This is a genomic window from Trichococcus collinsii, assembly GCF_900107505.1.
Lineage (GTDB): Bacteria > Bacillota > Bacilli > Lactobacillales > Aerococcaceae > Trichococcus > Trichococcus collinsii.
In genome coordinates, this window is sequence record NZ_FNQH01000004.1 from 140907 (window position 1) to 164431 (window position 23525).

At 42.8% G+C, this 23525-nt stretch carries 24 protein-coding genes; 1 reads left to right on the plus strand and 23 read right to left on the minus strand.

The window, feature by feature from the left end:
* Positions 1-94: 94 nt before the first annotated feature.
* The 18 genes from BLV66_RS10770 to BLV66_RS10855 form a co-directional block, all read right to left on the minus strand.
* Positions 95-1438, minus strand: coding sequence for a 6-phospho-alpha-glucosidase (locus BLV66_RS10770; protein WP_086986171.1), 1344 nt, complete (start codon positions 1436-1438; stop codon positions 95-97).
* Between the two features lie 61 nt (positions 1439-1499).
* Positions 1500-3089, minus strand: a complete 1590-nt coding sequence (locus tag BLV66_RS10775; protein ID WP_093114562.1) for an alpha-glucoside-specific PTS transporter subunit IIBC — start codon at positions 3087-3089, stop codon at positions 1500-1502.
* A 722-nt stretch (positions 3090-3811) separates the two neighbouring features.
* A complete protein-coding gene (gene lacD, locus BLV66_RS10785; protein ID WP_086986173.1) occupies positions 3812-4804 on the minus strand; it encodes a tagatose-bisphosphate aldolase in 993 nt (330 codons plus the stop codon).
* Positions 4805-4823: 19 nt separating this feature from the next.
* Positions 4824-5765, minus strand: coding sequence for a tagatose-6-phosphate kinase (lacC, locus tag BLV66_RS10790; protein WP_086986174.1), 942 nt, complete (start codon positions 5763-5765; stop codon positions 4824-4826).
* A gap of 124 nt (positions 5766-5889) precedes the next feature.
* Positions 5890-6930, minus strand: a complete 1041-nt coding sequence (locus tag BLV66_RS10795; protein WP_086986175.1) for a PTS system mannose/fructose/sorbose family transporter subunit IID — start codon at positions 6928-6930, stop codon at positions 5890-5892.
* Positions 6920-7732: a PTS mannose/fructose/sorbose/N-acetylgalactosamine transporter subunit IIC gene (locus BLV66_RS10800; protein ID WP_086986176.1), complete on the minus strand. Its 813-nt coding sequence runs from the start codon at positions 7730-7732 to the stop codon at positions 6920-6922. Before BLV66_RS10800 ends, BLV66_RS10795 begins: the two co-directional genes overlap by 11 nt.
* A gap of 29 nt (positions 7733-7761) precedes the next feature.
* Positions 7762-8238 carry a PTS N-acetylgalactosamine transporter subunit IIB gene (gene agaV / locus BLV66_RS10805; protein ID WP_086986177.1) on the minus strand — a complete coding sequence of 159 codons (477 nt, stop codon included), beginning with the start codon at positions 8236-8238 and terminating at the stop codon, positions 7762-7764.
* 130 nt (positions 8239-8368) lie between these two features.
* Positions 8369-8644 carry a preprotein translocase subunit YajC gene (gene yajC / locus BLV66_RS15595; RefSeq protein WP_176974237.1) on the minus strand — a complete coding sequence of 92 codons (276 nt, stop codon included), beginning with the start codon at positions 8642-8644 and terminating at the stop codon, positions 8369-8371.
* Positions 8645-9085 (minus strand): PTS galactosamine/N-acetylgalactosamine transporter subunit IIA, encoded by a 441-nt coding sequence (agaF, locus tag BLV66_RS15600; RefSeq protein ID WP_176974238.1) that lies wholly within the window; start codon positions 9083-9085, stop codon positions 8645-8647. It abuts the gene before it with no gap.
* Between the two features lie 19 nt (positions 9086-9104).
* Positions 9105-10259, minus strand: coding sequence for an N-acetylglucosamine-6-phosphate deacetylase (nagA, locus tag BLV66_RS10815; protein WP_086986178.1), 1155 nt, complete (start codon positions 10257-10259; stop codon positions 9105-9107).
* Between the two features lie 26 nt (positions 10260-10285).
* Positions 10286-11461, minus strand: a complete 1176-nt coding sequence (locus BLV66_RS10820; protein WP_086986179.1) for an SIS domain-containing protein — start codon at positions 11459-11461, stop codon at positions 10286-10288.
* Positions 11462-11504: 43 nt separating this feature from the next.
* Positions 11505-12233, minus strand: a complete 729-nt coding sequence (locus BLV66_RS10825; RefSeq protein ID WP_086986180.1) for a GntR family transcriptional regulator — start codon at positions 12231-12233, stop codon at positions 11505-11507.
* A 384-nt stretch (positions 12234-12617) separates the two neighbouring features.
* On the minus strand, positions 12618-13346 hold the full coding sequence (locus BLV66_RS10830) for a GntR family transcriptional regulator (protein WP_086986181.1): 729 nt from the start codon (positions 13344-13346) through the stop codon (positions 12618-12620).
* Between the two features lie 395 nt (positions 13347-13741).
* Positions 13742-14149, minus strand: coding sequence for a PTS sugar transporter subunit IIA (locus tag BLV66_RS10835; RefSeq protein WP_086986182.1), 408 nt, complete (start codon positions 14147-14149; stop codon positions 13742-13744).
* A gap of 13 nt (positions 14150-14162) precedes the next feature.
* A complete protein-coding gene (locus tag BLV66_RS10840) occupies positions 14163-14972 on the minus strand; it encodes a PTS system mannose/fructose/sorbose family transporter subunit IID (protein WP_086986183.1) in 810 nt (269 codons plus the stop codon).
* Positions 14959-15846 carry a PTS mannose/fructose/sorbose/N-acetylgalactosamine transporter subunit IIC gene (locus BLV66_RS10845; protein ID WP_086986184.1) on the minus strand — a complete coding sequence of 296 codons (888 nt, stop codon included), beginning with the start codon at positions 15844-15846 and terminating at the stop codon, positions 14959-14961. The genes BLV66_RS10840 and BLV66_RS10845 overlap by 14 nt, the downstream gene beginning before the upstream one ends.
* 24 nt (positions 15847-15870) lie before the next feature.
* On the minus strand, positions 15871-16356 hold the full coding sequence (locus BLV66_RS10850) for a PTS sugar transporter subunit IIB (RefSeq protein WP_086986185.1): 486 nt from the start codon (positions 16354-16356) through the stop codon (positions 15871-15873).
* A 17-nt stretch (positions 16357-16373) separates the two neighbouring features.
* Positions 16374-18146, minus strand: coding sequence for a glycoside hydrolase family 35 protein (locus BLV66_RS10855; RefSeq protein ID WP_086986186.1), 1773 nt, complete (start codon positions 18144-18146; stop codon positions 16374-16376).
* A 150-nt stretch (positions 18147-18296) separates the two neighbouring features.
* On the opposite strand from BLV66_RS10855, the gene BLV66_RS10860 reads away from it, so the two are divergent.
* Complete coding sequence (locus BLV66_RS10860; RefSeq protein WP_086986187.1) at positions 18297-19010, plus strand: GntR family transcriptional regulator; 714 nt, start codon at positions 18297-18299, stop codon at positions 19008-19010.
* 385 nt (positions 19011-19395) lie between these two features.
* Here the strand turns inward: BLV66_RS10860 and BLV66_RS10865 are convergent, their stop codons facing one another.
* The 5 genes from BLV66_RS10865 to BLV66_RS10885 all read right to left on the minus strand — a co-directional run bounded on the left by BLV66_RS10865 (position 19396) and on the right by BLV66_RS10885 (position 23524).
* Complete coding sequence (locus BLV66_RS10865) at positions 19396-20196, minus strand: sugar phosphate isomerase/epimerase family protein (RefSeq protein ID WP_176974240.1); 801 nt, start codon at positions 20194-20196, stop codon at positions 19396-19398.
* Positions 20197-20290: 94 nt separating this feature from the next.
* Positions 20291-21094, minus strand: a complete 804-nt coding sequence (locus BLV66_RS10870; protein WP_086986189.1) for a gluconate 5-dehydrogenase — start codon at positions 21092-21094, stop codon at positions 20291-20293.
* Positions 21095-21118: 24 nt separating this feature from the next.
* On the minus strand, positions 21119-21958 hold the full coding sequence (gene kduI, locus BLV66_RS10875) for a 5-dehydro-4-deoxy-D-glucuronate isomerase (protein WP_176974241.1): 840 nt from the start codon (positions 21956-21958) through the stop codon (positions 21119-21121).
* Positions 21959-22024: 66 nt separating this feature from the next.
* Positions 22025-22672 (minus strand): bifunctional 4-hydroxy-2-oxoglutarate aldolase/2-dehydro-3-deoxy-phosphogluconate aldolase, encoded by a 648-nt coding sequence (locus tag BLV66_RS10880; protein WP_086986190.1) that lies wholly within the window; start codon positions 22670-22672, stop codon positions 22025-22027.
* 57 nt (positions 22673-22729) lie between these two features.
* On the minus strand, positions 22730-23524 hold the full coding sequence (locus BLV66_RS10885; RefSeq protein WP_086986191.1) for a hypothetical protein: 795 nt from the start codon (positions 23522-23524) through the stop codon (positions 22730-22732).
* Position 23525 lies beyond the last annotated feature (1 nt).

Below are 23525 nucleotides of genomic sequence, written 5' to 3' on the forward strand. Positions count from 1 at the left end.
CCCTCCGTAAACAAAGAGTCGCCTACCAAGAGCAACTCTCTTTGGTTTGCGACTCTATTGTATCATATGAAGTGTCTGTTTCAGGAAGGAACTCTTAGTTTAAAGTTGGCCAAAACTCCGTGTTGACGGCAATGAAATCATCCAGAATATTTTTGGCCACGCGGGCATTCGGCACGATGCGGGAAACAGTCAGTGCCTGCCACAATTTTTGGTAGGAGCCTTCTTCCCAGGCTTCCACAACCAGTTTTTCTACAGCAACTTGCTGTTCCATCAAGCCTTTTTGGAAGCGGGGAATTTCGCCTTGAACAAGTGGTTCCGGACCATTCGAACCGACGATGCACGGAATTTCCACCATAGCTGTCGGATCAAAGTTGGCGATCGCCCCATTATTCGGCACAATCAGCAGCATGCGCTCTTTTGTATTGTAGGCAATCGCCCGAGCCAAGTCGACAATGTAAGAAGCGTGATCATCCATTTCCAGTTCGGAATTTACCGCAGTCCCTAGTTGCGAAATGCGGTTGCATTCCCCAAAGACCATCTTCTCACGGTGATCCATCACCTCGTTTGCGCGGGTATATTCAGGATTGGCTTTTTCGACTTCATCTTGCGGGAATAAATAGTACTTCAAATAAGTGTTCGGCAAGGTTTTTGGATCCAGTGGATAAACTTCTTTGGCTTTTCCGAATGTGTGCACCCAGCTTGCTTCGACTTCCTCGCTGCCCTTTCCTTCCAGCTCGGCAGGCGTGAGGTAGCCGTGCTCTTTGACATGCTTTTGGATTGCAGGCATCAGGTCATTGCCGTCTTTATCACGGATATCTGTCCACCATCCGAAGTGGTTCAATCCATAGTAGCGTATGGAAAGTTCTTTGCGGGATTTCATTCCAAGTATTTCCGCCATGCGATGTTCGATACCTACAGGCATGTCGCATATGTTGATGATTTTGCTGTTCGGACGCAGTTTGCGCGTCGCTTCTGCTACAATCGCTGCTGGATTGGAGTAGTTCAGCATCCATGCGTTCGGAGAATATTGCTCCATGTAATCTACCAATTCCAACACGCCTCCAATTGAACGCATGCCGTACGCAATCCCGCCTGGTCCACAAGTTTCTTGGCCGATGACGCCGTATTTCAAAGGAATTTTTTCATCTTTTTCACGCATCGCATATTTTCCGACACGGATATGGGCCATTACGAAATCGACATCTGTAAAGGCAATTTCGGGATCAGTCGTTGCAACAAAAGTGATTTCAGGTGCACGTTCTTTCAGGATAATTTCGCATGCATCCGCGATTTGCTTTTGTCTCTCCGGATCATTGTCATAGAATTTGATTTGTCTGATCGGAAAAATCTCCAGATTCTCCAACAACATCATGATGATTCCCGGTGTAAAAGTACTGCCTCCGCCTGCGATAGCGATCGATTGTTTTTTTAATTCCATGTTTATTCTCCCTTTCTCCTGTTAACTTAAATGTATGCTGATAAATCTATTGGGTATGTTGTTAAATCGGCCTTTGTTCGACCAACTGATCGAATGCTTCCCTGACTTGCGGAACATCCAGCCCCACAATCACTTGGAACGCCTTTCCATTTCTGACGAGACCATGAGCGCCGCCTTCTTTGAATTCCGCATCGGTTGCCACCAATGCTTCATTCGCCACCGTGACGCGTAGCCTTGTCGCACAGTTGTTCACCTCGACAATGTTATCAACGCCACCTAAAGCTTCCATATAATGCGCAGCTCTCACAGTGTACGGATTTCCTGCCAACTCGCCAGCATTTTTCTTGGCTTGCTTTTCCCGATACTCTTGTTTGCTGTACATCTTGACTTCTTCCGCATCTTCACGCCCAGGTGTTTTCAGGTCATATTTCAGAATGGCGAATCGGAACACAAAGAAGTAGATGACACTGAAAGCAAAGCCGACTGCGAAAAGCGTCAGGACCGATCCCATATGATTGATCGACATCGGAATGATGAACTGCGACAGGTTCGTGATCAACCCACCACCGATATCTCCGACAACTCCGAAAGCATATACGGTCGCGCCTAAAGTTGCCGCCAACAAAGCATGAACCAAGAACAACTGCGGTGCGATGAAAAGGAACGTGAATTCGAACGGTTCCGTGATCCCGGAAAGAATGGCGGTCAAAGCTGTAGGTATCAACAGCGCCAATGTTTTTTTACGCTTCTCAGGACTGGCTGTCGTATAGAAGGCAGCCGCAATCCCCAAAGGTGCGAACAGCTTGGAAACATTGTGCAGCGCAAATCCTCCTTCAGGGAACAACTCTTTCAAAGGCGCACTCGACTGTGCGAATGTATTCAGGTTTTCCAACCAAGCGGCGGTCAACCCACCTTCGACCACCGCTGGCCCAAAGATAAACGGTTGATAGATGAAGTGGTGCAAGCCCGTCGGAATCAAAATTCTTTCGAGGAACACGTACAGCCAAACGCCGAATGTACCGGAACTGGCCATGAAGCCTTGTGCTGATCCGATGCCGCTTTGGATGATCGGCCAAATCCAAGCCGTCAAAAACGCTACGGGCAACATCAGGAAGAACCCAATGATCACGACTAACGAAGAACCTTGGAAAATACCGATCCAATCAGGCAATTTCTTTTCGAAATAGCGATTGTGGATCCACACAACAATTGCCGCAATCAAGATAGCACCGATTAAATTAGTGTCCAGCGTCTTAGTCCCGGCGATCATTTTCAGACCACTGTTACCGCCGACTTCTTGGGTGAAGTCAACATTGAATGTCGGTCCCATCAGCTGAAGAATTTTGCTTAAGAAGTTGTTGAATGTGGTATAGACAACGAACGACTCCAAAGCTGCACGAGCATTTGCTTTTTGCGCCAATCCCATAGGCAAACCAATAACGAATAATAACTCAATCTGATTAAAAACTGTCCACCCACCGGATTCAACAACCGCCCAGAAGTTTTTCCATATCGTTCCTTCGGCTGCGATTCCACCAACCAGCATTTCATTTTGGAACATGATCGAGAGCGACAAGATAATCCCTGCAAAAGCGAATAATAAAACAGGTGTAAACATGGCGCCACCAAAGCGCTGCAATTTCTGCATCATCATTTTTCATCTCCTTTTGTTTTTTGAAATCCTTTCCATGTGACTACTATAGCACGGGAAAAAGGGCCCAACAATAAGCTGGACCCCTTTAGGGAAAGCGTTCTCACACTGGCCTTTTTACCATTTCCCGGGAAATTTCTCAAGGGGTTTGTCTAGGTATCTACAAGACGTGCCAATGCGCACCCCCCTTCATTATATTGAATCCTCCGCAAGCGTTCGAAGCCAAGTTCGACGGAAAAAAATATCCTTGCATCTCCGACCATTAAGAGTTTGAGGTTTTGCGAACTTCCTTTTTATCAGCTAAATAAAAAGGAAGTTCGCAAACCATAAAAATGATCCGAGGACATCCTCTTTACTGTGGGCTCAAACTGTCTCAACAAGTAAAGTTGAGATCAGCCACTGTTCATTTATGCACATATCTTGCCGTCATATTTCGTCAACCGGTTGATCTGTAATGACATTTTGGATGCAACTGCAGGACACTGGGATGTTCCGCCGCGATTTCATCATAGCGTTTCCGCTCATCCTCGTCGCCCAACCTCTCGGGCAAATAAGTTTTTTTGAATGGTTTTTGTTTAAAGAGCTGTCTTCTCATATTGTTTTCAACCTGTATCTCAGACATATTCAGGAAGAGATTTTATACTTACTAAGGAGTCCACACAGAAAAGAAAAGAGTGAATTCAGCTGAGCTGAATTCACTCTTTTCTTAATTTATTATCGTATTATTCTACTGTGATTTTTTCAGACCATGGTGTTGCAGTTTTTTCAATGACAGCATTCAGATCTTCGATATTTTTACGTCCAACTGTCTGTAACCATTCTCTTGCAGCATCAACGCCATCGCGGGCGAAAATGACTACTGAGTCTTTCCATGTTGCACGACCACACAGTACACCATTGAATGTCGATCCGCCTTCTTTTGCGAATTCCAATGTTTTTTGGAATAATTCTGCGGAAACACCCGCACTCAAGAAAATGAATGGTAATTCTGTCGCTTCAGACTGTTCTTTGAAGAATGCTAAAGCTTCTTTACGTGTGTGAACAACTTCACCCTTTGAAAATCCTTCAACATAGTTCATGTTGACAGGGACTTCCATTTTCAGCACATCCACAGCATAGCGCGGATCAGAGAATACTTTCATGGATTCAATGACTTTGCGTGGTTTTAATTTTGCATATTCAGAAGAATTCACATCGATATTACTTGCATCATACGTTACAATTTCAAGAAAGAAAGGAATATCTTCAGCAATACATTCTGAACCAACACGTTCCACAAAGCCATGTTTTTGATCATTTATTGCTTCATCTTCATCTATATCGTAATATAGCAAAATTTTTACGGCATCTGCCGGGATTTCCTTGATGCGTTTCGCAGACCAGACTCCCAATAAATCAGGCAGACGGCCTACTTCTGTTGCATCATAACCTGTTTCTTCATATGAAATTAATAGACCCGCATTTTCGTCGCGTAAACCTGCCGCAGGCAGACCATATTCGGGATCCAATAAGATGGAAGATGAATATTTCGTCAATTCTTGAGATACTAGCTTTTTGAAGTTGATAATGCCTTCATCCCCAATATTTGTTGTGCTGTTATCAGCAATCATTTTTTTCAGTGATCCTCTTTGGTCAATTGCCAATGCTGCAATGACATTGTTTCGGTCGGAAACTTTCTTTAAATATTCGTATTTTCCCTTTGTTAATGTATGCATGAGTACACTCCTTTAATTTTTAGATCTGAGTTATTTTTATTTGTTCATAATAGAAATCATAGTTTTCGCAGTTAATGTATCCGGTCCGCTCTTCCAACGTATTCAATACACCGGTGGTCATAGCCATCTTCAACAAATCTTCGTCAGTGCGTCCGGCTTCAAGAGCCTTCGCTATACCTGCTACTGTCGCATCCCCAGAACCCACTGGGCTAATGGCCGTAATTCTAGGAACTTCAACATGGTAATACTTATCATGGTGTTTGGCAAAAGCACCTTCACTTCCCATAGAGACAATAATCCATTCTATGTCACGGTAACGCGGGCCTTCCAATACGGCCTTTAATTCCTTCCAGTTTCCATCAAAAGCTTTATCTTCCAGTGCGCTAAGTTCACTGATATTCGGCTTGATAACGGTCGGTCTGATGTTGGTGGTTTCCAAAACTCTTCGGAATGGTTCCCCGGATGTGTCTAGGACAACCAGGATATTTTTTGCATTTGCATGTTCAATCATTTTCACATAACAATCCTGCGATAATCCTCTAGGTAGACTTCCGGAAATCGTGATGACGGAAATTTGATTATCCATCAGCATACTGGAAAAATGCAGTAGGAAATCAGTCTCTTCTTGGTCACTTAAAATCGGGCCATCTTCCAGAATCTCTGTTTGATTGCCTTCATGCAAAATGGCAATACAATTCCGCGATTCTTTGGTCGTTCGATAGAAGTTATGTTGAATTTTTTGTTGATCCAATTGTTCTTGGATATATTCGCCGATAGTCCCACCGATTATTCCGGTCGCCACTACTTTACAGCTGAGTTGTCTTGCGACACGGCTTACATTCAAGCCCTTCCCGCCTGCTGATTTAGATACATCCGCTACTCGGTTGACATCATTGATGATCAGCTTTTCCAGTGGATAAGAAATATCCACAGAAGGATTCATAGTTACTGTTAAAATCACACTTCCACCTCATTTACCGGTTGAGCACAGCTAGCCCAACTATCTTCAAAAATACATCCAACGGCAACCGGTGCCGTTGGACAATAAACAATTCAGGCAATACTATATGCGCTTGTATTGCTGCTTACCAAATGGACGGCCAAATTCCGAACCCAGACCCTATCAAGCCAAGTACCAACAATAGTCCGATAGCTTTCAAGGGTGTCCAATTCCTCTTCACAAAGAAGAAATACAGCATCAAGGTTAAGGACAATGGAATCAATTGTGGTAAAATACCATCCAAAATACTTTGGATATTGATTGTTACTGGTACTTCTTCAAATTCATTGTAAGTGATTTGCTTGTCGCCATTCGAAAGTTCACGAATGCTAGCGCCCTCAGCCAGAACAGGCTCACCTGTGGTAGCATCGATAACGGGTTCTCCAGCTTCATCCATACTGTAGATTTGATCAGCATAATTATCCAATGCACCGGCATCGACAACAGTAGTGATGGCTACAGTTTCAAATGTACTCCCATTGGGAATTTCAACGCCTAATTTAGTTGCACCATAAAGACTTGTTAATGCACCGACGACGAAAATCCCTAAGATGCTGGCAGCACGTGTGAATTCTTTTGCGTTCTCGGTCAGAAGTCCTATTGCATCCGTGCCTAATTTGTATGACCAATTCATCAAGAAGAACCGGATACCGAATTGCGCTGCGTTGAAAACCAGCAGGAAGATGAATGGTGCCGCGATATTACCGGTCAAAGCCATGTTTGCAGTGATACCCGCTGTGATCGGAACCAAAGTGAACCAGAACAGTGCATCACCGATGCCGCCTAAAGGACCCATTGCAGCAACACGTACGGCGCGGATAGTTGGAATATCTGTTTTATTCTGTTCAAGTGATAATACAATACCCATTACGAATGTTACCAAGAATGGATGCGTGTTGAAAAATTCCAAGTTATGCGACATGGAAGCGGCTAAGTCATCTTCATCTGTATGGATTTTTTTCAGACCCGGTAAAATTCCGTATAACCATCCGTTTGCCTGCATCCGTTCGAAGTTGAAAGAAGCTTGCAGAAACAATGAACGCCATACCATTTTATTTAATGTTTTCTGATCAAGTTGAGGGGCTGCCGTTGTGTTTTTATATGTATCTGGAATGTTATATGCCATCTTCTTCACCTCCGTCAGTTGTCACACCTACGTTTACAGTCTTGAACTTTGTTTGTATTTGGTAATCCCAGAATGCAAAGCCGAAGCCGATTAATGCTAGTAGTAATAAGGCAGATCCGCTTAAAGCTGGAATACCGGCTACGATATTTGCTAGAGCGAAGCCAATGAAATAGAATCCCCACATTTCGCGTGAAACCATAACTTTTAATAGAATTGCAAACCCGACATAACGCATCATACCACCGGCCGCACTTAAACCACCCATTAACCAAGCTGGAATAGCACCTACTACAGAGTCTCCGAAAGCAGCTCCACCGATAAAGAATAGCGTTACGATAACACCAAAGATAAGTCCTAATATTGTCATTGCCAGATAATTCAGTTTCTCGATACCCTTATGATCCGCATTGTGTGCATACTTGTCAGCTATTGACATCATTGGAGACATTGCTGAAAAGATTAGCGTCACACCATACTGACCAAGCAACGAGAACGGTACCGCAGTCGCTACGGCAACGGTTGGTTCCAACTTCAACGAGATTGCCAAAATTGTCGCCATGATACCCCCAATAACGGCATTAGGTGGTTGGGCTCCCCCAACCGGCATGTTCCCTATGGTCATCAGCTGATAGGTACCACCGACAATCAATCCTGTGGTTACGTCGCCCAAAATCAAGCCAATGACCGGACCCATAACAATTGGTTGATACAGCGACTCCAAGAAACTGAATTGATCAATTGCGGCAATGAAAGTTACAACGAAAACGAGAATGATTTGAATAATGCTGTAATCAAATTCCATTATGTATTTCCCCTCTCAAATTGAAACGCTTAACTATATAATTTTGATACATCTTCAGCTGCCATCGTTGGTACACGTCGAATTTCCAGTTCTACGCCCTTCTCCTGAAGTTTTTTGAAGGCTGCAATATCATTCTCATCAACAGCAACAGATGTTGCTACTTGACGCTTCCCTTCGGACATATGCATATTACCGATGTTGACCTTCTTGATAGGTACACCTCCCTCCACTAATTTCAAAACGTCTGAAGGATTCTCACAAATGATAAAAATCTTCTGACGCTCAGTTGCTTTATGAATAATTTCAATGGTTTTTTCCAAAGTGAAGTAACGTGTAGCTACTCCGGATGGTGCCGCCATGTCCATTAAGCCTTGCCTCATTTTGTCTCCTGCAACTTTATCATTCGCTACGAGAATCAGGTTGGACCCTAAAGTTGAGTTCCATTGGGTGGCCACCTGTCCGTGAATGAGTCGATTATCTATTCTTGTCAATAATATGTTTGGCATGGTATTGCTCCTCTCTTGACTATCTACCTTTAAAAAGGATGCGCTTACAAAACTCGCAGGATTGCTGGACTTTTTATTTAATTAAAATCCATTGGACACTCACCAAAAATACTTTCTGAACAAGGCTGCTCTATTTCATGATTTCAGAAATGGCATACCGGGAAATCGTCATGATGGCCCCAGATTTCACTTGGATATCCACCGTATCGGTACCGACTGAACTGACGACCCCATAAATACCATTTGCAAAACTGACTTTTTGCCCTTTAGCAAGCGCTGTATGCAACTGAGAGAAATGTTCTTTCTGCTTCTTCACACCACGAAAGCTCGTCAAGTAATAAACAATAAGCACCAGGATAATGAAGGCTATCATCACGATGGATGAACCTAATATGATTTCCCACATCTAAATCCCCTCCATTTCTTCGTTTTCTTGCTCTTCCTTATCTACCGGCAGTTTGGGATGTTGGACACCCTGCATTCCCACTTGCACGGCTTGCTCAGCCAATGCGTCCACATCTTCACTGTAGGTACGCCCTAAGCCTATTTCAATCAGCATAGGCAAATTCGTTCCGGTGATAACCTCAACCTTATCGTACTCGGATGCCTTGATCATAGCTGTACGGAATGGCGTCCCTCCCATTAAATCAGTGAAAATGATGACACCATCCGTATGCTGACGCAAGTTTGCTATGGATTCCTCCATATTATTTTCAAACATTTCCAGTGAATCTTCTTCAAAAAATGGAACGACTGCATAGTGTTCTTGATCTCCTCCAATCATTGTTAATGCCTTTGTCATTCCAATTGCAAATTCTCCATGTCCAGTAACAATACAACCAATCATCAAATCACCTTCCTTATTTTCATTTATACTTCATATAAGCTATCTTTCCGTCTAAATAAGTTTCTTCCAATTCTAAATTTTCATTCAATACAATAAAATCCGCTGCATGTCCTTTAGCGATTTGTCCGCAGACGCCATCGATGCCAACACTTTGGGCGGGAATAAAACTCGCCATTTTTATGGCCTCAGCGGGTGTGGCAATCCCCCATGATACGACGTTTTGCACCGCCTGAATAAGTTCAAGAACACTGCCTGCCAAGCTATCGTCGGATACCAATCGTGCGGCGCCATCCTTGATCAAAACAGGGAATTCTCCCAGCATCGACTCTCCTTCTCCGAGCCCACCACCACGCATGCAGTCGGTAACCAATACCGTCTTATCACGGCCGTGGCCATCCATTACAACTTGAGTGGATACCGGATGCACGTGATGGCCGTCGCAAATCAGTTCATCGAATACATTCTTTAGAGTTATGGCTGCTCCGACAACGCCTGGTTCACGATGATGAAGACCGCGCATGCCATTGTATGTATGTACAAAAATGTTCGCACCATGTTCAACGGCCTCTTTGCACTGCTCATAGGTGGCTTCTGTATGGGCAATAGCCGTACGGATATTATGTTCTGTTGCATAATCAATAAAATCCAACGTACCCGCTCTTTCTGGGGCCAACGCAATTTTTTTCACGTTGCCTCTAGCTAATTTTTGCCATTTGGCTAGTTTTTCGATAGAGGGATCTCCCATGTATTTAGGATTCTGAGCCCCTTTATATTTTTCACTAAAGAACGGTCCTTCCAAGAAAATCCCCTGTATTTTCGCGCCCCGGATGCTAGTTATGTTCTCTCCGATCATGGCGCATACAGCATCCAGTTGTTCCGTCGAGGCAGTTAGTGTCGTCGGAAGGAATGACGTTACTCCACAGGAAAGGATCCCCTCGGCAATAACATTTAGCCCTCCCAAATCGTTGTCCATCACGTCGTGGCCTTTATAGCCATGAATATGTGTATCGACCAAACCCGGAGCGATCCGTTTGCCGCTATAGTCGATAATGTCGCCAGCTGATGGTTTTTCGCTTGTAAATGACCCAAATTTACCTTCTGTTATCTCGAGGTAACCTGGTCCCTTTTCTCCATCGGTGAAATAAAACGTTTCCGCGAAAACATATTTTTTCATTTTCAAGCCTTCTTCTCTTTTGTTATTTATTCTGCATCGGCGATACTATAGATATTTACACCTTTCACCACGCGATTCACTGTTCCAGATGGAGATGGTGTATCAGGGCGATTTCCTACTTTGATTGCAGTGAAAAGGGACAGGGTTTGTCCGAACATCGCGTACGGTAAAGCCAGATAAGCATCGGGCACTTGTGCATAGCTTCCTTCAAACAGAAAGTTAGTTCCTTCAAATTTCATATTTCCGTCCACAGAAATGCCGCAAATCGTTTGAGCAACTTTGTCTCCGTCCAACTCTGTCAACATGTCGATGTCGTATTTGCGTGTGTAGGCATCGTTGGATACAAACAGGAATACAAGTGATTTCTCATCGACAAAAGATTTCGGGCCGTGTCGGAAACCCAGAGAGCTATCGAAAGCGGTCGCGACTTTACCGGCTGTCAACTCGAGAATCTTAAGCTGTACTTCACGGGCTAATCCCGCCAGACCACCAGATCCTAGATAGATAACGCGATTGAAATCCAAATCTACGAATGCTTGGATCTCCGCTTCGCGGACTATGACGTCATTTCCCATTGCAATGAGCTGAGTAACGATAGCTTCTTTTCCTTCCAACCCGGTTGGGTCGAACGTTAAAAGTGCCGTTAATGTCATACAAGTGAAACTACCTGTCATAGCGAAACCTTGATCATTTGAACGGCTCGGCATCAACAGCAGCAGGTTCTTGTCGTCTCCGGCAGCATGTTGAGCAAGCTTTCCATCCGGTGCACAAGTGATGGTGATTTGATAAAAATCGTTGACTATTTGTTTTCCTAATTCAACAGAAGCCAAACTTTCTGGACTATTTCCGCTACGGGCAAAGGATACTAATACGGTTGGTATTTCTGATTTGAAATAACTCTTCGGATTAGAAACAAGATGCGTCGTAGCTACTGTTTGGAACTCAAAGTGAGCCTCATCACCTTTTTCTTTTAGATAAGGTACGATGGTATCTCCGACATAGGCGGATGTTCCAGCTCCTGTAAAAATGACGCGCGCATGTTCATGTGTATCCGTAATCATTTTAAGAAAGTCTGCGATACGTTGAGACTCTTGTTTGTAGTAGTCAAACGCTTCTTGCCATAATTCTGGTTGTTGCTCGATTTCTCTGGTCGTGATTTCAGCACCAAGAGAGACCAAGCGTTCTTCTGAAAGTGTAAACACGTTGTATCCTCCTTTTTTGGTCTTGCTTGTACTAATTCAGCTGTTACTTTTTAGAATGGCGAATCTTGTAGACGAATTGGTCGCCGCGCGCCACACTCAATGTATACTCGATAATTTTGTTTTCTTGGCTATAGGTTGTCCGACGAATTCGTAAGCAAGCCGATCCGGCTGGTAATCCCAATTGTTCAGATTCTTTTTCCTGTAATACTGAAGCATAAAATTCTTCATCTGCGTACTTGATATCCTGATTATAAAATCGCGGGTACAACTCGTATAAAGGCATACTTTCAAGCTTACTGATTGTCAGATCCGGGAATAAATATGCTGGGATAAATGTTGTTTCATACATCATCCGCATCCCATCTGCCGAACGAAGACGTTTCATTTTGTAAACATATTCACCTTCCTGAATACCTAAATTTTTTGCGAGATCTTGATTGGCTAAGATGTAATCAAGTGACAGCACTTGTGATTGTGGTATTTTTCCGAGTTGTCTCATCTGCTCAGTAAAACTATAGGAATCCGATAAATTTTGCATTTCCTTCCATAGTCCTGAGACAAATGTTCCTTTGCCATGGCGTTTAAGAATGTATCCCATTTCTTCAAGTTCATTCAATGCAGCGCGGACAGTTGTACGGCTCACATCATATTTCACACAAATTTCTCTCTCCGAAAGCATTTTTTCATCAACGTTTAAGTTCGTTTTTATGTACTCGATTAAGACATCAACTAGCTGATTATATAAAGGAACCGAACTATTTTTATCCAGCATATTTCCATCCTCTTTCCTGAAATAACATTCATTGCCAAGAAAATTGACGCATAACCCCAACTGGTAGTTACTTGTCATTACCAGTTATAAATAAATAATAATGCACACGATTTCATTTGTCAACAATAATCTTCACAGAATTCATTACGCCGTCCGCTTTTTCTCCGAAGACATGATTGTTGCAGGATACGCACTCCAATTGTTTGCAGCACAAATAAAAAACTAGCCGGATACCCGCGAAAAAACGCGGCGCATCCGGCTAGTTCTGATTATTGCTTGATTTCTCTTGTCGTGATTTCAGTACCCAGAAAAGTTAAATAATGTTCTGGGTACTGAAATCACGTTGAACCATCTTTTTTTGGTATTACTTATGATATTTCACTGTTATTTTTTAGAGTGGCGAATCTTATAGACGAATTGGTCCCCGCGCGCCACGCTCAATGTATACTCAATAATTTTATTTTCTTGGCTATAGGTTGTCCGACGAATTCGTAAGCAGGCCGATCCTGCTGGCAGCCCTAGTTGTTCAGATTCTTTCCCCTGTAATACTGAGGCATAGAATTCTTCATCTGCGCACTTGATGTCCTGATTGTACACTTGTGGATACAATTCGTATAAAGGCATACTTTCAAGCTTGCTGATTGTCAGATTCGGGAATAAATATGCGGGGATAAATGTTGTTTCATACATCATCTGCATCCCATCTGCCGAACGAAGACGTTTCATTTTGTATACATACTCACCTTCCTGAATGCCTAAATTTTTTGCGAGGTCTTGATTGGCTACGATGTAATCAAGGGAGAGCACTTGTGAGTGCGGTGTTTTCCCGATTTGTTTCATTTGTTCAGTAAAACTATACGCTTCCGATAGATTCTGCATCTCTTTCCACAATCCTGAAACGAATGTTCCTTTGCCATGGCGTTTGAATATGTAGCCCATCTCTTCAAGTTCATTTAATGCTGCTCGGACAGTTGTGCGACTGACATCATATTTAAGGCAAATTTCTCTTTCGGATAGCATTTTTTCATCAATATCCAAATTGGTCTTTATGTGCTCGATTAATACATCCACTAGTTGATTATATAAGGGGATTGAATTATTTTTTTTAAGCATATCTTTATACTCCTTTTTGAGAACGGACTCATAAACAATAAAATTTATTCTATGCTGGCGATTGCTGGTAGTTACCAATAAAGAACAAATAATAATCCATCCAATTTCATTTGTCAATAACAGTCTTCAAGAAGAATAAAGCCTCCCAATTTTTTCTGACCACACTTCCCGAAAGGCTAATGCAGGAAGTCAGCTATCTCTTGAGATGTGGATCATTATGAAAATATTTGGGACAACTGTAGCGATAAGCTTTTCCATTCAAAAAAAACTCTATCTTTTCCGCAAACAAAAAAACCTTTAAAACGCCCGGTAAGATAACTTATCCATGAACATTTTAAAGGTTTGATTCCTGAAATATGTAAATTCGAGAAACTGCGTTACACGTCGTCCTCTAACTATTCATCCTCTTCATCAAAAACTCCAGCGTTTAACAAATCATTTACTTTTACAATACTTTGTTTGGTTTCCATAACGAGAGAATGGGCGTTGCCGATTAAAGCAGCATTTACGAAGCTGATCACCATTGGCAAGTTCATCCCAGCATATAATTCAAATTCAGCACCATTCATAATCTTTTTTGAAGCAATATTACAGGGGGTTCCACCCATCAAATCGGAAAAAACAGTGTAATTCCCGCCCAATTGATTCGTTACTGCATCGAATTTTTCCGTAAAATCTTTTTCACCATCGTTAGGAAGCAAAGATACAGTATAAATATTTCCCTGTGGTCCTAGAATCATTTCTGCGCTTCTTTTTAACTCTATGCAAAAATCTCCATGACTGATCAATATTAAATTAGTCAAATCACTCACTCCTTTATTTAGCTATAACACCTAGTGCGGATAAAGCTACAGATACAACCAATACTATAAAGATTGCTTTAGTCGAAGTAATATTTTTCTTTCCTAGCAACCAGTAAACAGCTCCTACAATGGCTGCCGGCAACAACCGCGGCATAATCATGTCAACATTGTTTTGGACATCAATCACTAAAGAACCGATTGACGGTGTCCAGGATAAACGTACATTAATCATAGTAGCAACCAAAGCTCCAACCATGAATACTCCCATTAATGTAGCAGCATTAGTGATAGCGTTCAGACGGCTTTGCATTGTTGTAACAAGCGTTACCCCTTCTTTATAGGCAATCTCAATTTGTATCCAACGGAAGTACATCACTCCAATTTGCACAATCATCCATAGAAAAGCTCCAATAGGGTTTTCGTTCACCGCCATATTTGCTGCTAAAGCTCCAAAAATCGTTGGCAACAAAGCTCCAAAAATAGAGTCTCCGATAGCTGCAAAAGGTCCCATTAAACCAACTTTAAGCCCAGATACTGTTTCTTTAGAGGCAATTCCTTCTTTCTCTTCAATAGCAAGATCGATACCTGTAATGATTGTATTCAGAAAGTTGGTAGTATTAAAGAACTGCGTGTGCGTTTTCATCATTTCTTTTAATTCTGGAGTTCCGTCTCCATATATTTTTCTCAACTGAGGCAGGATGGTATACAAATACCCCGTACCTTGCATGCGCTCGTAATTCCACCCCAGTTGAAATCCAAATAAACTTCTTCTATTAATTTGGTTAAAGTCTTTTTTTGTTAATTTGTAATTAGATTTCGTCATCTTCGATTTCTCCTTCTTCTGATCCGGAAGCGTTATAAGAGGAATTTATTGGTGCTTCTACTGACCGTTTATATTCATTAAAGGCTAAAGCAAAACCAATCAATGCTATACCCAGCATCGGCATCGCTGTAAAGTTGGCGTTAAGGCCTTCCACAACCCCAGCTACAGAACCGCCGATCCGCTGAATATTTCCGAATACAGTTGTAAGGAGTGCTGTAATGACAAAGCCTAAAATCAAATAAGGTGCGTGTTTTTTCACTGGCAGATATCTTAATAAAATAGCAAAACCAACAGCAGGCAATACAGCTCCGGCTACTGATAATCCATCACCCAGCCATTTCAAATCACCGTTCAAAAATCCAACGATAGTGTTCACAAACCCGCCGCCAAAACTTAAAGCCAAAAACACTGGTAAGGCTCTGGACAATGACCAAGAGAGCGATCCCATAAGGAAATTCCTCTCAATCCCCTTGTAATCCATTTCTTCAATTTTTGCATCGACTCGATGAGCAAAAAAAGTATTTGCAAATCGTCCCAGAATATCCATTTGAATCATCAGACCCGCTACAGGAACTGCGATGGCTGCAATCGCTTGTTCAGGGTTCATTCCTAATCCAACCGAAAAAGCCGTAGCCAAGACCGTCCCTGAATTTGCGTCAATTCTGGATGAACCACCAAACGTTCCTACACCCAGAATAGTTAACTGCATACTACCACCGATTATTAAACCAGTTGTCATATCACCCATTATCAACCCAGCGATCAACCCAGCAAACACCGGCTGACTAAGCGTTGAATAAACTGTCAATTCATCTAAAATCTGATAAGCTGCATACAATGTAAGTAAAATAATTTGCCACCATGCTATTGTCATTGTTCTATTCTCCTTTTTTATCCACTAAATGTGTGGTTTTAATAACGTCATAAAGTTTTCAGCGCGATCGTTCGGAACCATCTGAGAAACCAGTTGTATCCCTTTTTCATCAAGTTTCTTAAATACTTCTATATCTTCATCCAATAGATTGATTGACCTTGTGATCGATTTTGAATGCTCTGACTGCGACATATTTCCCACGTTAATTTCTTTGATTGGTACGCCTAACTCAATCAAATGCAACAATCGATCTGGTCTTTTAGCAATGATCAGCAAACGTTGACTATCATATTTACCGGCCAGAATATTAGCGGCTGCTTTCTCAACAGACAAAATGCTTAGCTTCACTCCAGCTGGTGTTGCTAATTTCAGCCCGCTCTTCTCAATTGCATTGTCTACTATCTCATCATCCACGACCATGATCCTGCCGATGTCCAATTTGGTTGTCCATAAATTTGCAACTTGACCATGTATTAACCTTCCGTCAATTCTTACTGCTGTAATACTCATGATAATTTCCCCTTTTCCTATATTATTTTATATTTTGGCTCACTATCTAAACTAATTGTTTCCGACCAGATGCCTTCTGTTTCAAAAATGACGATCTTATTCTGACCTTTCCTGAAGAGAGCCTTCGGAACATACAACGAGAGCGTTGGCCCCACGTTCCAGAATCTGCCGATATTGAAGCCGTTCACAAGGACGATACCTTTCCCGAACAACTCCATATTGATGAAAGTATCTTTAGGATCATCGATGGTGACATCATATTTGTAGAAGGAAGGCGTATTCTCTCTCCAGCCTTTCTCAAAGTCTATGGATAGCTGATCTGTAAATTCCAGGCTGTATTGCTCCCAATCGGTAATAAAGTGTAAATCGGACATGACACCTGTTCGGATTCCTTTTTGTTGTGTGTCCGCCAGCAGCTTATGACCATAATTGACTCGTCCCATATTTTCCACTAGCACATCCAACTGATTGGTTCCCGCTTTAGGGTAGGCGTATATTTTTTCTCCGACGTCTTCTTGGTACTGTGTAGCTAGTTTATCTTCGTTGAGGAAGAATTGGATACGATCGCTACCATCTATTACACGATAAAACTCTTCATCGCTGTCTTTATTCACATAACTTCGGTACAATGTATACCCATATTGTTGACCCAACTCTTCCATTGTTTTTGGGTATTTAGACACTTTTCTCTCGGCAAGATCATCTATAACGGAAAACAAACTGACTTTTCCGGCCAACGGGATGTCCCTTATGCTCATGCTTTCCTTGACTAGCGGTTCGTATTGTTCAATTTCAGGAAACAATTGCTTCATCATTGTTCTCAAAGCGAAGTATTTTTCGGTTGGATTACCTTGCTCATTTAATGGCGCATCGTAATCATAGGAGGTTACTTGCGGAAGATCTTTGCGTCCTCTTGCAGAACAACCATTCATAAACCCGAAATTTGTTCCACCGTGAAACATATAGAGATTGACACTCCCGATCTCCAGCGCCTCTTTCACATCATCAGCTAAATTCTGTGGATCTCTTTTTATGATTGGATCATTCCAGCGATTAAACCAACCATCCCAAAACTCCATACACATCAGTGGCCATTTCTTCCCTTTTAATTCATGAAATTCTTTCAAATCCTGAAAATTTTCTTTCGAGCGAGATCCAAAATTACCTGTAGTCAGGATATCGGATTCAGTTAGTGTTCCGGCTTCTTGTGTTGCTCTCCAAGCTCCATCCGATGTAAAAATCGGAACGGTTACTCCTTGTTTTAACATCAATTCATGCAGCACCATTAAATATTCTTTATCCTCGCCATATGAACCGTATTCATTTTCGACCTGCATCATGATAACAGGACCGCCACCATCAAATTGCAGAGGTGAAATAACCTCAAACAGTTTATCATAATAGCGAGAAACTTTTTCGATAAAAAGGGTGTCACTGGAGCGTATGCGCATATTTTTGTAAGTCAATAACCACGCCGGTAATCCGCCGAATTCCCATTCTGCACAAATATAAGGGGAGGGTCTTAGAATTACAAATAGACCCAATTCTTCTGCGATTCGGACAAACCCCCTTATATCAAACTGTCCCGAAAAGTTATACTGCCCTTCTTTTGGCTCATGCACATTCCAAGGAATGTAGGTTTCCACGGTATTAAATCCAAGCGCTTTCAAATTATACAAAGAATGATACCAATCTTCGGGAAGAACCCGGAAGTAATGGATGGCTCCGGATAAAATCTTGAACGGCTCCTCATTCAGTAAAAAATCTTCCTTTATTTCAAATTTACTCATTGCTTACACCCTTTCTGAAACGTTTACAGTTAGTATATTAACATACTAAGCCGAATTCTGTAAACTATTTTTTTAGCCATTAAAAAACTGGTAATTTGCCTTTATATAAGTTAGTATATTAAGTGAAGTGTATTAAAAAAGGAGATAATCATGAGGATTCCAAAATACCAAAAAATTAAAGAAGATTTACTCAAAAAAATCAAATCCGGCGAATTCCAACACGGTGATCGCTTTTATAGTGAAGCAGAATTGGTAAAGCTCTACAATGTAAGCTCTATTACAGTTATCAGAGCGATACAAGAGCTCGCTAACGAAGGCTACCTCATCCGGATCCAAGGAAAAGGCACCTACGTCTCTCGTTCGCGTAAACGCAAACTTGTTGAATTCTCTGATATTGAAATTTATGCTGGAAAAATAGAAACAGTAGAGGTTTTGGGTATGGAAATTCAGAATGACGATGAAATGAACCAAGCGTTACAATTAAGAAAGAATGAACAGTATTATAAAATTACAAGGATAAGAAAAGTTGATGGTGATCCTTTTTTACTTCATATTTCTTATATCCCCAGCCAATTTATCAAAAAAGATATTCCGGATCTCAGCTATTACGACTCTATTTATAATCGTTTCAAGAGTGACTTTAGCATCAACCTATATGATGCGGATTCCAAAGAAACAAATGAAATTTGTTTTCCCACTGATGACAATATTGCCAAATTACTAAATATGAAACCAAACGAACCTTCAGTACGGCAAGAAAAGAAGACGATCTTAGAAGACGGAACTGTAGCTGAAATGGTAATCAGCTACAAAAAATGGAATTATTATAAGATAGAATTGTCTTCATTTAAAAATCAATATTAAGATACGTTCGATTGAGTTGTGGAATGTAAAAAAAGAGATGTCTTCGCAAAAATGCGAAGACATCTCTTTTGTTGTCGTATGAAGAGTCCCGTCAAATTCAATCAAACGATGACTCTATAATAACTAGAACTATTTCTGAAAGACATCTAAAGAAGCCACTTGATAGCTAAGGCCATTTAAGTACCTCCTAATTGAACAAATATTTTCCCCTGAAATGGTGATAGTCAGTGGCATACTTCGTCGTTAACAATCCGGCATATCCATTAATATCGGTGGAAATTATACCTATATAATTCGAATGACTTTTGTCAATTTTTTGTAAGTATTATAGGAGTTGTTTCAACATCTCAACACAATACATGAATTTCTGTTTCTGTTGCTTATTTCATGACCCTAGCCTTTCAGAACTATTTTTCGTATTTTCTGCCAACAATCTATTCAGCGCATGTGCGTCCTGTAAGAACTGTTTTTTGTCGTCATCTTTGACAAACTCCAACATAAAATAACGATCAGCTATCTCACTATTCGAAAATCTAGAAAAAACAGCTATATATGTCTCCCAGACGCTTGCTCCCTGTAACAATGGCAAACGTTCTGTATCCTCCCAATGAAAAACATGGACATGCGCTAACCACTTGATCAGTCTGGAAATACTATTCAGATGTTCACTTGCCTCTAAGCCTATTGCCACTTGCCAATAAAGAAAGATATTCTCTTGCGCAATGGCTTCCATTAATTCTTGTGCGCTTTCGGGGGTGTCTGTCAATGTCCTTCCGTGATACTCAACATAAATTTTAAGCCCAACTTTTTTTGCCATCAGACTAATTCGTTTCGCATCCTTTATAACTTCTGAACGATAAGCTACAGTTGCCTCATCAGAGCTTTTCTGCCCTGCCCAAACACGGATAGCCGGAGCTTCCAATTGAATGGCCGTCTCCAGAATTTTTTCGAATGAATGTACCTGTTGGATTTCCCCAACACGGTAATAAGATCCATAGGCGACTGATTCCAATCCTGCTTTCCTCATCAGCTCAGAAACTTGCCTTGCTCGCTCGAATTCCCCAGGGATAACGTGAATATCGCTTCCCCATTCTATTCCGCTAAGATTCCCTTCTATGGCAAGGGCTATGATTTCTTCAACAGTTAGATTTCTGAATGTAGCAGAAACTAAGCCACTTTTATGCACCCTCCCCATCCCTTCCATAATTAATATACAATCGTTGAATAGCTATATTCAAAAACCCCCACACGATAATTTAGCGGTGGGGGTTACATAAGTATTAAGGTTGTTTGCCGATGTAAGCCAAGATGCCGCCGTCTACATACAACACGTGGCCGTTCACAAAATCCGAAGCGTTGGACGCCAGGAAGATCGACGGGCCAGCCAAGTCGATTGGTTCGCCCCAGCGTTCGGCTGGTGTGCGGCCGACGATGAATTGATCGAAGGGATGGCGTTCGCCGTTTTCCTGCAGTTCGCGTAGTGGCGCTGTTTGCGGCGTCGCGATGTAGCCAGGTCCGATGCCGTTACACTGGATGTTGTATTGACCGTATTCGGAAGCGATGTTTTTCGTCAACATTTTCAGTCCGCCTTTGGCGGCTGCGTAGGCGCTGACGGTTTCGCGGCCAAGCTCACTCATCATCGAACAGATGTTGATGATTTTGCCGCTTCTTTTTTCGATCATGTCCGGAAGCACAGCTTTGGCCATGATAAACGGTGCAGTCAGGTCGATGTCGATCACTTGGCGGAAGTCCGCCACGGCCATTTCGATCATCGGTGTGCGTTTGATGATGCCGGCATTGTTTACCAGGATATCCACGGAGCCGACGTCCTCTTTAATCTGTTTGATCATCGCTTGCACGCCCGGCTCGTCGGTCACGTCGCAGACATAGCCGCGCGCTTCGATGCCGATAGCTTTATAATTGGCGATCCCATCGTCCACCGATTTTTGGTCCAAATTATTGAAAACGATTGTCGCACCGGCCGCAGCCAATGATTTCGCGATCTCGAAGCCGATTCCATATACCGCACCCGTGATGAGTGCCACTTTTCCGTCCAAACGGAACATATCCATATTAACGTCCATGCGTATCCCTCTTTCTTGTTTTGTTTATTTTAATTGTTCCATCGGAACCATATCCATGTCCGTGTAGGTGATGTTTTCGCCGCACATCGACCAGATGAACGAGTAGTTGCTTGTGCCTACGCCGGAGTGGATGGACCAGCTTGGAGAGATCGCAGCCTGTTCATTGCCCATGACCAAGTGTTTTGTTTCATCCGGTTTGCCCATCATGTGGAAAATGCGCGTGTCTTTTTCCATATCGAAATAAACGTAGGCTTCCATCCGGCGTTCGTGCGTGTGTGTCGGCATCGTGTTCCAAGCGCTGCCCGGCTCCAAAATCGTGTAGCCCATCTGCAGTTGGCAGCTTTCGCAAACGTTCGGATGGATGTATTGGTAGATTTTGCGTTGGTTCAGCGTCAAGGGCTCGCCGGTTTCCATCGGAGTGATGGCATCGATGCTGATTTTTACGTTCGGATGTTTGTGGTGCGCCGGCACGGAGCTGATGTAGAATTTGGCCGGATTGGCTGCATCCTCGGACGTGAAGACGACTTGGCGTGTTTCTTTGCCGATGTAGTAACCGTCTTGTTTTTTCATCCCTTCTTTTTTGCCGTCGATCTCGATATGGCCCGGTCCGCCGATGTTGATGACACCCATCTCACGGCGCTCCAAGAAGTAGTCAACACCCAACTCTTTGTCCAGGACGATCTCCAATGCTTTATCTGTTGGAGTGACGCCGCCGAAGATCATGCGGTCATTGTGGGTGTACGTCAGGCTGATTGCGCCCGGTACAAAAACATTCTCGACCAGAAATTCCTTGCGCAGTTGTTCTGTTGAGTAATGACGGATATCCTCCGGACTGTGTGTATAACGTGTTTCCATGTTTTGCATGTGATGATCCCCTTTGTTTTGTATTTCTTGTTGTTTTATATAATCTTGCAGACTTTCCTTTGACCTTTACTTCCCTTTGATCTCCGCAAACTTATCCGCGTACTGCCTTGCCACTTCGGTCACCTTAGCGAAATCACCGGTCACAGCGGGTGCCAGCAGGTTGCCGCCGACGCCAACCGCGATGACGCCGGCATCGAACCATTCCTGCATGTTCGCAAGGCTGACGCCGCCTGTCGGCATCAAGTTCAGGTGCGGCATCGGCGCTTTGAAGCTCGACACGATGCTCGGACCGTAGGCACTGCCCGGGAACAGTTTAACGATGTCGGAGCCGCTCTTCAGCGCTTCTTTCATTTCCGTGATCGTCATGCAGCCCGGCAAATAAGGAATTTGGTACAAATTACATAACTCAGCCGTCTCTTTATCGAAGTTCGGGCTGACGATGAACTCGGCACCGGCCAGTATCGCTAGACGGGCAGTGATGGCATCCAATACCGTTCCCGCTCCAACCACGACTTCCGGTTGATCCTTGTAACATGTCGCCAATTCGCGGATGACTTCATCCGCATTCGGGACAGTGAATGTCAGTTCGATGCCGTTCAGACCGCCCGCGACGATCGCGTGGCTAGATTTCAATGCTTCTTCTTTCGTGGTGCCGCGGACAACTGCCACGACCCCCGTTTTCTCCAAACGATTCAAAATAGATACGCGTTTCATCCGATTCCCACTTTCTTAACTCGTTAGCATACTGTTTAACCTTGAGATACTTCAAATTTAAACATTCTTCCCATATACTTCTAATTCAGTCAATGCAGGAAAAGGCGAATCGTCGCTGGCTTTGATAAGTTCTCCAATTTCGATCCATTCTACTTTGCGTGGCTGAATATCAAAGTATTGTGGGGTCCCGCTTTTTCCAAAGTGAACTACCTCATTTGATCCATCGGAATATCGGAAGGTCGCCTTTTCCCAATAGGAATCATGCGGAAAATCGGCTCGCAGTACAACTCCGATGCGATCGATTTCAACCATTCTTCCAAAGGTTACACGCATGCTTGCATCCGCTTGCTGGTTGATTCCCCAGGATTGATAGGGATACGCGCCATGACTGTTCGTTGCGATTATGCCATCAATGGCATTTCTGGCCGCAAACACTGACTCATTCCGTGTTTCGACATTGGCTGTAGCATGCGGATACGCGCTACTTTCTCCATGATCAGCCGGATTCAGGGCTAAATTTTGGTATGCGTTTATTTCCTGCTCACTTGCCAATCGGGCAGCCACGTAATGACGTTCCCCTTCGAAGGCCCGTGGAGAGAAGGCTCGTTTCGCCTCCGGATCCAATATGATTGGATATTCCCAACTTAAGCCCGGCAAATATATTTTTGCGCTCTCGATGGCATCGTCAACTTTCACTATCAGATATTGTTCCGGCCTATCAACTGTAAATACTAGTTTGTCCCCTTCAGAATAATGCATATATTTAAAATCCAAATAAACCTGGTCGGTTCCTTTAACAGCCTTAATGCACACATTTTCCTTATTTAGCCAGGATATTGTCATCTTCACCATC